At 49.0% G+C, this 11,774-nt stretch carries 9 protein-coding genes, 1 pseudogene and 1 riboswitch; of the genes and pseudogenes, 6 read left to right on the top strand and 4 right to left on the bottom strand.

Features of this window, described 5'->3' with window-relative positions; translation table 11 throughout:
• Positions 1-46 precede the first annotated feature (46 nt).
• Positions 47-242, bottom strand: a riboswitch (cobalamin riboswitch).
• 202 nt (positions 243-444) lie between these two features.
• The 4 genes from GYMC52_RS04385 (at position 445) to GYMC52_RS04370 (ending at position 4,189) form a co-directional block, all read left to right on the top strand.
• Entirely contained in the window at positions 445-1,461 is a 1,017-nt protein-coding gene (locus tag GYMC52_RS04385) for an ATP-binding cassette domain-containing protein (protein ID WP_013523222.1), read from the top strand.
• Complete coding sequence (locus GYMC52_RS04380; protein WP_013523221.1) at positions 1,458-2,273, top strand: ABC transporter permease; 816 nt, start codon at positions 1,458-1,460, stop codon at positions 2,271-2,273. Before GYMC52_RS04385 ends, GYMC52_RS04380 begins: the two co-directional genes overlap by 4 nt.
• A 180-nt stretch (positions 2,274-2,453) precedes the next feature.
• Entirely contained in the window at positions 2,454-3,128 is a 675-nt protein-coding gene (locus tag GYMC52_RS04375; protein ID WP_013523220.1) for a response regulator transcription factor, read from the top strand.
• The gene (locus tag GYMC52_RS04370; RefSeq protein WP_013523219.1) at positions 3,125-4,189 is read left to right on the top strand and encodes a sensor histidine kinase; all 1,065 of its coding nucleotides are present in this window, start codon (positions 3,125-3,127) and stop codon (positions 4,187-4,189) included. Before GYMC52_RS04375 ends, GYMC52_RS04370 begins: the two co-directional genes overlap by 4 nt.
• Before the next feature lie 351 nt (positions 4,190-4,540).
• Here the strand turns inward: GYMC52_RS04370 and asnB are convergent, their stop codons facing one another.
• Positions 4,541-6,448 carry an asparagine synthase (glutamine-hydrolyzing) gene (gene asnB / locus GYMC52_RS04365; RefSeq protein ID WP_013523218.1) on the bottom strand — a complete coding sequence of 636 codons (1,908 nt, stop codon included), beginning with the start codon at positions 6,446-6,448 and terminating at the stop codon, positions 4,541-4,543.
• Positions 6,449-6,734: 286 nt separating this feature from the next.
• On the opposite strand from asnB, the gene GYMC52_RS04360 reads away from it, so the two are divergent.
• Both GYMC52_RS04360 and GYMC52_RS04355 read left to right on the top strand, forming a co-directional pair.
• Positions 6,735-7,625 (top strand): C39 family peptidase, encoded by an 891-nt coding sequence (locus tag GYMC52_RS04360; RefSeq protein WP_013523217.1) that lies wholly within the window; start codon positions 6,735-6,737, stop codon positions 7,623-7,625.
• Positions 7,626-7,836: 211 nt separating this feature from the next.
• A pseudogene (locus GYMC52_RS04355) lies at positions 7,837-8,466 on the top strand (multicopper oxidase domain-containing protein); the annotation flags it as partial.
• 193 nt (positions 8,467-8,659) lie between these two features.
• On the opposite strand, the gene GYMC52_RS04350 reads toward GYMC52_RS04355, so the two are convergent.
• The 3 genes from GYMC52_RS04350 to GYMC52_RS04340 all read right to left on the bottom strand — a co-directional run bounded on the left by GYMC52_RS04350 (position 8,660) and on the right by GYMC52_RS04340 (position 11,764).
• Complete coding sequence (locus GYMC52_RS04350) at positions 8,660-8,965, bottom strand: nucleotidyltransferase family protein (RefSeq protein ID WP_013523215.1); 306 nt, start codon at positions 8,963-8,965, stop codon at positions 8,660-8,662.
• A gap of 177 nt (positions 8,966-9,142) precedes the next feature.
• Positions 9,143-9,346: a copper chaperone CopZ gene (gene copZ, locus GYMC52_RS04345; RefSeq protein ID WP_011230404.1), complete on the bottom strand. Its 204-nt coding sequence runs from the start codon at positions 9,344-9,346 to the stop codon at positions 9,143-9,145.
• A 21-nt stretch (positions 9,347-9,367) separates the two neighbouring features.
• The gene (locus GYMC52_RS04340; RefSeq protein WP_013523214.1) at positions 9,368-11,764 is read right to left on the bottom strand and encodes a heavy metal translocating P-type ATPase; all 2,397 of its coding nucleotides are present in this window, start codon (positions 11,762-11,764) and stop codon (positions 9,368-9,370) included.
• Positions 11,765-11,774: the final 10 nt, after the last annotated feature.

Genomic DNA, 11,774 nt, shown 5'->3' with positions numbered 1-11,774 from the left:
TTTTTCTTTTCCCCTATCGTTTCATCTTCTCACACCCCGAAGAACATGAAACGTTCCAAGCAAGGCAGGTCTCCTGACTCGTGCATCGTCCTACTTTGGGGCCTTCCCAGCGGCGCGCCGAATGGCTCTTGCCGCCAGTGGCCATCCCATTTCGTCCGCACATACAGTTGCGGGGGCAGTTCCGGATTCACACCGGATTCCCTATTAAGTCCTGATGGACACCATTGCTTGGCAGAACGATATGTAGTTGTACAACAAGACTTCAAAACCAATATATAGTATTTAGCATCCTGATGGAACAAGCATATACCAAAACCGGGAAAATTGCAAGAGTGAGCGAATCAAATTTTCTCTTCCACTAAAAATCGTTCCTTGTTCATATTTCGTTCATAAAAACTTGCTACGATTCACCATGTACGAATCATATGAAGGAGGGGACGCAAAATGGGATTCAAACGCCCAATCTCAACCGCCCATCAAGAGTGGGCAGTGGAAGCGCATGGATTGGTAAAAACATTCGGTAACCATCGGGCCGTGGACGGCCTCGATTTATACGTGCGCGCAGGCGCCATCTATGGCGTGCTTGGCCCCAATGGAGCCGGCAAGACAACGACGATCCGAATGTTAGCAACGTTATTGCGCCCGGACGCTGGTTCCGCCAAAATTTTTGGGTATGATGTCGTCAAACAACCGCAAATCGTCCGGCAATTGATCGGTGTCACCGGCCAATACGCATCCGTCGACGAAACGCTAAGCGCGACAGAGAATCTAATGATCTTTTCTAGGCTTCTCGGTCTGAGCCGGGCAGAAGCACGGCGGAAAACAAGCGAATTATTGGAGGAATTTGGTTTGACGGAAGCGGCTAAACGCCCATTGAAACATTTCTCCGGCGGTATGCGCCGGCGTCTGGATCTCGCCGCCAGCCTCATTGCCCAGCCGCCGCTCATTTTTCTTGACGAACCAACCACTGGGCTCGATCCGCGCACGCGCAATCAAATGTGGGAAACGATCCGGCGCTTGGTGAACATGGGGACAACCGTGCTGTTGACGACCCAATATTTGCAAGAAGCGGACGAATTGGCAGACCGAATCGCTGTGATTGATCATGGCCGGGTCGTCGCCGAAGGGACACCCGATGAACTCAAGGCGTCTGTCGGTCAGTCGTCATTGCAAGTCAAGCTGCAGCATCCTGAGGAGATCGAAACGGCAAGGCGCATCATTGAACGCGTTCTCCGTGTCCGGTCGACGGTGTCCTTGGAAACCGGGAACATCACGGCGCCGATGGCCGATGCAGACCATGTGACGGACTTGCTTGTCGCTTTGCGTCAAGAGGGCATCCGCTTAGCCGAGTTAAGTGTGCAAAAACCGACCCTTGATGAAGTCTTTCTGACCATTACCGGCCATGGAGTGGAAAAAAACGCAGAGGAATCCAACATTGTAAGGGAGGGAACGATGGGATGAAACACATGTCTCCACAATCAGCCGCCCATCGCCAACTGAAAAACCGGGCAAGCGTTTCCCAAGCCGTAAGCAACTCCTTGACGATGGCCTATCGCAGTTTGCTGAAGGTGCGGCGCACGCCAGAACAATTATTTGACGTCACCTTCCAGCCGATCCTATTCACTCTGATGTTTACCTACATCTTTGGCGGAGCCATCGCGGGAAATGTGCATGACTACTTGCCGATGATCGTTCCCGGCATTCTGATCCAGACGTTGATCGGGGCTTCCGTCGCCTCGGGGGTTCAACTTCGCGATGATATGGACAAGGGCGTATTCGACCGTTTTAAATCGCTGCCGATCGCCCGCATCGCTCCGTTGGCAGGGGGGTTGGTGGCCGATACAGTCCGGTACGCCATCGCCACCGTGCTGACGTTCGCCATGGGATTTCTCATCGGCTACCGCCCGGAAGGAGGCATCGCCAGTATGGCGTTTGCGGGCGTTTTCGCCATCGGGTGCGCGTGGGCCGTCAGCTGGATCTTTGCCTTCTGCGGCGTCATTGCGCGTCATGCGGCCGCCGTACAGGGGATCTCCATGATGGCGCTGTTTCCGCTTATGTTTGTCTCGAATGCGTTCGTGCCGATCAAGACGATGCCCGATTGGTTGCAATGGGTTGCCAAAGTCAATCCCATTTCCCATATGATCGCGGCCGTCCGCGAGTTGACGAATCACGGAACAATTGGCACCGATTTCGTCGTCTCCTTGCTCGGCGCGGCAGCGATTGTCGCGATCTTTGCGCCAATCACGGTTCGTGTCTATATGCGCCGTGCATAACACTCAGGATGTCCGATGGGCATCCCCGTTCTTCTAATGAACATCAAGAACCAACAAAATAGATTCGTTCACGATCCACAGTCAAGACGAAATCATAAACAGATTTGCTTCCGCATTGACGGAGGCCGAGCGAAAGCGGCACAATGAAAATAGAACAAATGGAAAAGAAAGGGGATGGAAATGGCACGAATTTTAGTCGTCGATGATGATGCTCATATTCGCGAACTCGTCAGCCACTTTTTAAGCTTGGAAGGATTTACAATCCACGAGGCGGCTAACGGAAAAGAGGCGCTTGATGTGCTGGAAACGGTGAAAGTGGATTTGGTCATTATGGATATTATGATGCCGGAAATGGACGGATGGGAGCTATGCCGCGAACTGCGCGACTATGACGATGTGCCGATTTTGATGTTGACGGCCAAAGGGGAAACGAAACAAAAAGTGAAGGGATTCGAGCTTGGGGCGGACGATTATCTCGTCAAACCGTTCGACCCGCTTGAACTCGTCGCCCGGGTCAAAGCATTGCTCAAACGGTATCGAATCACCACCTCGCAAATCGTGCAAATCGGCCATTTATCGTTAAACCGCAAGACGTACGAATGCCGTTTGGGAGACCAAGAGATCACCTTACCGCCGAAAGAATTCGAACTGCTTTTTAAGTTGGCCAGCTATCCGGGCAAAACGTTTACGCGCGACGAGTTGATTGAACAGATCTGGGGCTACGATTATGAAGGAGATGAACGAACGGTGGACGTGCATATCAAACGGCTGCGCGAACGGTTTGCCCAACCGGATTCCCCATTTTCCATCCGCACAATTCGTGGACTCGGCTATCGGCTGGAGGCATGTCAATGAAACGATTGCGATTTGTGCTCAAATCCGTCTTGACAGTCATCGCTGTCATGACCATCATCAGCCTTTTTTGGACTGCGGCGTATTTCATCACGGAAGCGATCTACACCCGATTCGCTTGGCGGCCGCAGCCGCTCGTCCGGCAAATCATTACATCGATTTTCGGCTTCTTCTTATTTGGGATCAGCATGAGCGCGATCAGTCCTTTTCTGCGAAAGCGTGAAAAAATGTTATGGCAGCACTTGATGGACGCCCTCAATCGAATCGCCAAAGGCGATTTTCGCGTCAATCTCCGCGTTGACTGGGGGGAACGAAATCATTGGTTTGGCGAACTCGTGACACGCATTAACGACATGGCCGCAAATTTGCAAGCTATGGAAGAGATGCGGCAAGAATTTATTTCCAACGTTTCTCATGAAATCGGCTCTCCGCTCACATCGATCCGCGGGTTTGCCCGGGCGCTGAAAAACGAGAACCTAAGCCGTGAGCAGCGGATGCATTATCTCGACATTATTGAAACGGAGTGCGTCCGGATGTCGAAGTTAAGCGAGAATTTGTTGCGGTTGGCGATGTTAGACTCCGATCGCCACCCGTTTCATCCCACATCCTATCGCTTGGACACGCAGCTGCAAACGCTCATTCTTCACTGCGAGCCGCAGTGGGCGGAAAAAGAATTGGACATGTGTGTCATGCTTGAAAAAGTCGTCATTACGGCCTATGAGGATTTGCTCAGTCAAGTGTGGCTGAACTTGATCCATAATGCGATCAAATTTACACCGAAAGGAGGAACGATCACCATCCAGCTGCAGCGCCGCGGCGAACAAGCCATCATCACCTTCTCCGACACAGGACCGGGAATTAGCGAACACGACCAGCCCCGCATTTTTGAACGGTTTTATAAAGCCGACAAATCCCGCCATCGCGCCGCAGGCGGCAGCGGGCTCGGCTTGTCGATCGCCAAAAAGATTGTCGATATCCATCATGGAACCATCTCCGTTCAGAGCCAGCCGGGAGAAGGAGCGACCTTTATAGTGGAACTCCCCATTCAAGGTCCATCTTCTTAGCCTTCTCCATTCCCTATGGCCAAAACAAATGAGCAGTATGTTCTCCGTTCGGTGAAACACAAATTTCGCGTCATCGCTCTCGTCATCTAGAAAGCTGGTGATGGAATAGAAAACTTGGTTGGGCAGGGGGATTTCTAAAATTAAGAAACCTTATGTAATCGTTTTTTGTCTGAACAGAAAAACAGACAATGCCCAAGGGAATCATTGTTTTTCACCCCCCTAAAACAGTGGGTTCCTGTTTCGAACATCAAAACGGGCTGAATTCCTTCATTTGGAAATCATCCTTTTTCCATCAAGAGAATAGCAAGCGTCCCGGCTGAGTCCCGGGACGCTTCATCGCTCGTTTCCCTGCTACGCCTCCAAAACAGACGCTGGCCGCTTCTCGCTTTGTGCGGATGGAGCAAAATCGTACTTCTTTTCCACATAGACTTGATGCCAAACCATAAACGCCAAGACCGTCCACAGCTTGCGGCTATGGTCCGCCTTGTGGCGGGCATGTTCATCCAGCAGCCGATAGAGCACGTCCTTATGGAACAGATGATCGGTTTCGCTTTCGTTGATGAGCTGTCTCGCCCAGTCATACATTTCGTTTTTCAGCCAGTGGCGAATCGGCACGGGAAACCCTAATTTTTTCCGGTTTAACACATGATCCGGTACGATGCCCTCAGCCGCTTTGCGCAAAATATATTTCGTCGTGCCGTTGGCTGTTTTCATGTCAGGGGCGATTTGCCTAGCAACCTCAAATACCTTTTTGTCTAAAAAGGGAACGCGCAGCTCAAGCGAATGGGCCATCGTCATTTTGTCCGCTTTGACTAAAATATCGCCCCTTAGCCATGTATGAATATCAATATACTGCATCCGGTTGACGGGTGGGTAATGAAGCGTTTCGCGGTAAAAAGGAGCCGTCACCGCCGTATATTCGCGCCCCTCTTGGTACGTTTTGAGCAACGCCGCTTTTTCCTTTTCGCTATAGATTTTCGCATTGCCGACATACCGTTCTTCAAGCGGCGTCGTTCCGCGCTCCAAAAAGCTTTTTCCTTTCATTCCGTCCGGAAGCATCTTCGCGATCACCCGCAACACCGCTTTTACGATGTTTGGCATGCGCGCAAACAGCCGCAACGACTCTGGTTCGCGGTAAATGTTGTAGCCGCCAAACAGCTCGTCCGCCCCCTCGCCGGAAAGCACAACCGTGACATGCTTTCTCGCCTCACGAGCGACAAAATACAGCGGCACAGCCGCAGGATCGGCAAGCGGATCGTCCATATGCCACATAATTTTCGGCAGCTCTTCCATATACTCCTGCGGTGAGATGACATAGCTAATGTTGTCTACCCCAAGCTTCTCTGCGGTTTCTTTTGCGACATCGATTTCGCTGAACCCTTCCCGCTCAAACCCGACGGAAAATGTCTTCAGGTTCGGATGGAATTGTTTCGCGATGGCGACGATGAACGATGAATCAATGCCTCCCGACAAAAACGCACCGACCGGCACATCGCTGCGCATATGGACGTTGACCGAATCAAACAGCGCATCGCGGATTTTCTTTACAAGCTCCTCTTCCGATTGGCGAATGGGCTCGAAGGATGCCTTCCAATAACGATGAATCATAAGCGGCTCCCCGACTTTTTTCTTGAGATAATGCCCCGGTTCCAGCTTGTAAATGCCGGCCGACATCGTCAGCGGCTCAGGGACATATTGGAACGTTAAATAATGCTGCAGGGAATCACCGTTTGGCGATTCCTGTCTGAGGGCCAGCAAGATGCTTTTCTTTTCCGAAGCGAAAAACGTGCAGTCTCCTTGCTCCGCATAAAAAAACGGCTTAATGCCGAACGGATCGCGCGCCGCAAACACCGTTTTCTCTTGCTTGTCCCAAATGACAAACGCAAACATCCCGCGCAGCTTTTCGACCGCTTTTTCTTTTTCCGCGCTGTAAAGGGCAACAATCACCTCGGTATCCGAATGCGTCGCAAACGAATATCCTTTCGCCGCCAGCTCTTCCCGCAATTCAATATAGTTGTAAATTTCCCCGTTAAAAATGATCCAATATCGATCGTTTTCATAAGACAGCGGCTGATGTCCCGCCTCCAGATCGATGATGCTCAAACGCCGAAAACCAAAACTCACGTAGTCATCAAAAAAATACCCCTCATCGTCGGGGCCGCGATGCGTAATCAGGCGGTTCATCTCTACCAACGTTGTTTTCCATGTTTGCTCAATCGCTCTTGGGCGATCATGAATACAGCCAATAAAACCGCACATGGCGATGATTGTCCCCCCACTTTGCTAAGAAGAATCCAAAAACAACACCAAAAACCTTTTTGTTTAAAACTAAAATGATTTATACAAAGACACTTTCATTCTATCGTACACAACATCAAGTTTCAAAAACAATCTGTTTCCATTTTTTCAGGAAAACTGCTTGCAAGATTTTCAGTTCCTCATAATATTAACGATAAAGTATGGAGAAAGTGTGAATTTCACCATTTTTGCACATCGATCTGTTACTATAAAAACACACACGTGTTATAAAGGAGTTGAGAATGGCTTGTTAGCGTTTATCCTTTTTTTGACTTTTCTCATCGTTTCCCTTTGTTTTGTTCTCTTGAGAAGACCTCTAAACGGGAGGATGGATCAACTGTCGCTCGGATTGTATATTTCCTGTTTCTTGCTATTGTCCGCCTCATTATCCTATTATGCAAGTTCGGCCCAGACAGGCGATGCCATCAAAGCCTTCATACAGAACAGAAACAGCAGAGAAACCAATCCGTCCCCCAGCAATCAAGCAAAGGAGGCGAATCGATCAGTTGCCTCTTCAAAGAAACAAGCGCTAAGGACATCCGTCCTGATTGACGCCCCCCTTTTGTCTCAGCTTCCGGAACTGCCGAGGGGATGCGAAGTAACCAGCTTGGCCATGCTCTTGAATCATGCCGGCATTCGCGTCGATAAGATGACGTTGGCGAAACAAATCAAGAAAAATCCTACTCCGTATCAAGTGCGAAATGGCCAAGTGTTTTACGGCCACCCAAATGAAGGGTTTGTCGGCGATATGTATACGTTATCGAAGCCTGGATACGGCGTGTACCATAAGCCGATCAAGCAGTTGGCTGAGCGGTACTTGCCTAACCAAATCATCGACTTAACAGGGCAATCGTTTGAGAACATCTATACATACTTGGCCAAAGGCACACCGGTTTGGGTGATCACCAACACCACCTTTCGTCCTCTTCCTCCCTCTGCCTTTCGGGAATGGCAAACCCCGCAAGGCCCGATCAAAATCACGTACCGGGAACACGCGGTGCTCATTACGGGATACGATGAGCAGTACATTTATTTCAATGATCCATTGACCGCTGTCAAAAACCAAAAAGCGCCGAAACAAGACTTTATCGACGCTTGGGTTCAAATGGGACGGCAGGCGATTACCTACCACCGTTAGACATCGGTGAATCCGAATCGCTTGCCTTTTTTTACATTTCAGTTGAACGATTTTCTCCATACATTTTGCACATCTATTTTTTATCATATCATTGCATCTCCCACTACAAGCTTAAGGAGGGAAAACGACATGAAAAAATGGCTGCTTGGCGCCATTTTCGCAGGAGTAGCAGCGATTGGCGCAGCTTGCTCAAATCCATCTTCCATGCAAGGAGTTTATCGCCAATAACCCGGGTGAATGGCTGCTGGAATGCCACGGCAATATGAAAGGCACCGATGGCATGAAAGTGAAAATTCAATACGAAGGACAAGCAAACAATACGGACAAAGCAAATGCAAAAGAAAACCTCCCTGTCGTGGATATGACAACATATGGAAAATATGAAACAGGTCCATTTACGTTAGACCAAAAATATGATGTAGAGTATACAATGGATTTAGGAACGGCCATGGGCAAAAATGGCATGATTTTCACGATTAATGGGAAAACGTATCCTGACACAGCGCCTATTCATGTGAAGACAGGAGATTTCGTAAAAGTAAAAATCGTGAACAACTCGCCGATGGATGTACATCCGATGCATTTACACGGCCATTTCTTCCAAGTGTTAAGCAAAAACGGCAAGCCGGTCACAGGCTCTCCATTGATAAAGGATTCCTTAAATGTAAACCCTGGTGAAGAATATGTCGTCGCGTTTAAAGCGGATAATCCGGGAAATTGGATGTTCCATTGCCATGACTTGCACCATGCTTCAGCGGGAATGGTGACAGAAGTCAAATATACCGACTACAAATCGGACTATACTCCAGATCCGAATGACACAACCAATAAAGGTGAATAAAAAAGCTCAAGGGGCTGACCCAAAACACAAATGCGTTTTGGGTCAGCTCCTCTTTCCTTATTACCATGTATAGGTGTGAACCACCCGCCACCTACGCTTCGCTTAGAGGGCTGACGATTTAGTGAAAAATGCTGGCTGATCCTAGTCGTTTTTCCATTTGTCTGAAGCAGCCAAAATATCTTGCAAAAAGACGCTAGGATCCCTCTGCATACTTAACACTCCTTAAAATAGTTGGCTTTAATCCTGGTTTGATATCATCTACAATCACTAAATCCACTGGTTTTTGAAAATGATCTTCCAAACTCAGTTTCAACTCCATATAATGATCAAACGTCACCGCATTATCCATAAATTCTACCAACACATCAATGTCACTTGATTCCCTTTGTTCCCCCCGACTGTACGAGCCAAATAACCCGATTCGCTTCACACCATACTTTTTCTTCCACAAATCTAAACATTTCGACATTTCATTAAGGATGTCTTGTTGTGATAGCAAATAAATCCCCCCCTTTTTCCGCGCCTGTTATTTTCATTATAACATCTCGCTTTCTCGATATTCTTCAAGAAGAGAAAAAACTTTCCCCAGCCGAGAACTCGTTTAGGCGATGACAATGTCCCGTTACGCTCTGGATAAAAAAGTGCCCCGTCATCACTTCGGGGCACCTTCCGTATGTTATTTCACATCATATCCTTGCTCTTCAATCGCTTCTTTCAGTTTTTCTACGCTGACCTTTGTTTCATCATACTCCACATCGACAGTTCCTTCTTGCAAATGCACTTCTACACGGCTGACGCCATCCAACGCTTGAAGGGCATTGGTCACCGCCGCTTTGCAATGTCCGCATGTCATTCCTTGTACTTGTAATGTAATCGTCATCATCCATTCCTCCTTAAATGTTTATATTTTCACGCGTTTCAAACGAAGCGCGTTGGTCACAACGGATACAGAGCTAAATGCCATCGCTGCCCCCGCGATCCATGGTTCCAATAATCCGAAAGCGGCGACCGGAATGCCAATCGTATTATAAAACAACGCCCAGAACAGATTTTGCCGAATGTTTTTCATCGTTTGGCGGCTCAACTCAATGGCTTTCGGGATATGGCGTAAATCGCCGCCGACCAAGGTCACGTCCGCGGTCTCGATGGCGACATCAGCTCCCGTGCCAATCGCCATCCCAATATCCGCTTTGGCCAGAGCTGGAGCGTCATTAATTCCATCACCGACCATCGCCACACGTTTTCCTTGCTTTTGCAATTCCTGGATGATGTTCGCTTTGTCTTCCGGGAGCACCTCGGCGTACACATGCTCAATGCCGACTTCATTGGCGATCGCTTCCGCTGTCCGTTGATTGTCCCCTGTTGCCATATAGACATCGATGCCCATTTGTTTTAATGTTTGAATTGCTTCTTTGGAGCTTTCTTTTACCGTATCCGCGACAGCAATGATGCCGGCAAGCTGTCCATCGATGGCAACGAGCATCACTGTTTTCCCTTGTTTTTCAAGCTCTACCATTTTATCTTCATGCACAGAAATCGCTACAGAGCGTTCCTTCATCAATTTTCGCGTCCCAATAAGGATGCTTTTTCCGTCAATGACAGCTTCAATTCCGTGGCCGGTAATGGCGGAGAAGTGCTCCAATGGCTTCATCGAAATCGCTTGTTTCTTCCCGTATTCAACAATCGCATGAGCCAGCGGATGCTCCGAAGCGCTCTCGGCGGAAACCGCATAATCGAGCATGTCCTCGCGGAAGGCCAGCACATCGGTGACTTCCGGTTTTCCTTTTGTCACGGTTCCTGTTTTATCGAGTAATACGGCATTGATTTGATGCGTTCTCTCTAGGTACTCACCTCCTTTAAAGAGAATTCCCTGTTCTGCCCCTTTGCCGGTGCCGACCATAATCGATGTCGGTGTGGCCAAACCGAGCGCACAAGGGCACGCGATGACAAGAACGGCGATGGCCGCCTCAAGCGCTTTCGCCAAATCACCCGGCGCAGCAAAGAAGTGCCAGATCATAAATGCAACAACCGCAATTCCGACAACAATCGGTACGAAAATACCCGAAATGACATCCGCCATCCGCTGAATCGGAGCTTTCGAACTTTGCGCCTCTTCGACGATTTTAATGATATTGGCAAGTGCTGTATCTTTTCCTACTTTTTCTGCTCGAATGGTCAGCACCCCATTTGTATTAATGGTCGCTCCGATCACATAGTCGCCTTCCTTCTTATCAACCGGAATCGATTCACCGGTAATCATCGATTCGTCTACGGAAGAGGCGCCGGAGATGACTGTACCGTCCACCGGGATTTTTTCTCCTGGCTTGACAAGGATCGTATCGCCGATTACCACTTCCTCGAGCGGAACTTTCATTTCTTCTCCATTCCGAATGACGGTCGCTTCCTTCGCCTGCAGGCTGACTAGCTTCGAGATCGCTTCGGTTGTTCGCCCTTTCGCAAGAGCCTCAAAGTATTTGCCGACAAGCACAAGCGTAATCAAGACGGCGCTTGTTTCAAAATACAGTCTCGGCATATAGTCAGGATTCCCAAGTGTCCGAAAAGCTTCGTACAAGCTGTAAACGTACGCGGCCGATGTTCCAAGCGCCACTAGGACGTCCATGTTCGCGCTCTTGTTTCGCAACGCCCGGTACGCCCCGACATAGAAAGGACCGCCGATGTAGAACTGAACAGGTGTAGCTAAAAGAAGCTGAAACCACGGATTCATCAAGAGCTGCGGCATCGGCAAGCCAATAGCAAACGGCATATGAGCCAGCATCGTATAAAGCAGCGGCAACGATAAGATGATAGAAATGGCAAGTTGCCGTTGTTTTTGTTTCAGCCGCTCTTCTTTTCGGCCAGCATCGTCTTGTTCTTCGTTTCGAATTTGCCCCCTGTACCCAAGCTTTTTGATTTTCTCTAAAATGTCTTCGACAGATGCAACACCCTCCTTGTATTCAACCAGCGCGCTGTTTGTCGCCAAGTTGACAGCAGCGCTTGTCACACCTTCCATCCGATTCAACCCTTTTTCAATCCGCGTCGCACAGGCCGCACATGTCATTCCTTCAATATCAAGCGTCACTTTTTCCGTCGCAACGCCATACCCCAAATTCTCAATTTTCGTTTCGATATCGGCGATCGTTTGCTTCGATGGATCGTATTGAATCGTTGCTTTTTCCATGGCCAAATTGACATGGGCTTTGACGCCATCCATCTTATTCAATACTTTCTCAATCCGATTGGCGCACGCGGCGCATGTCATGCCGGTCACCTTCAGCGTCACGGTTTTCGGCTCTCCCATTTCCCTTTCC

Source organism: Geobacillus sp. Y412MC52 (genome assembly GCF_000174795.2).
Lineage (GTDB): Bacteria > Bacillota > Bacilli > Bacillales > Anoxybacillaceae > Geobacillus > Geobacillus thermoleovorans.
This window is presented reverse-complemented; position numbering and strand designations above follow the sequence as displayed.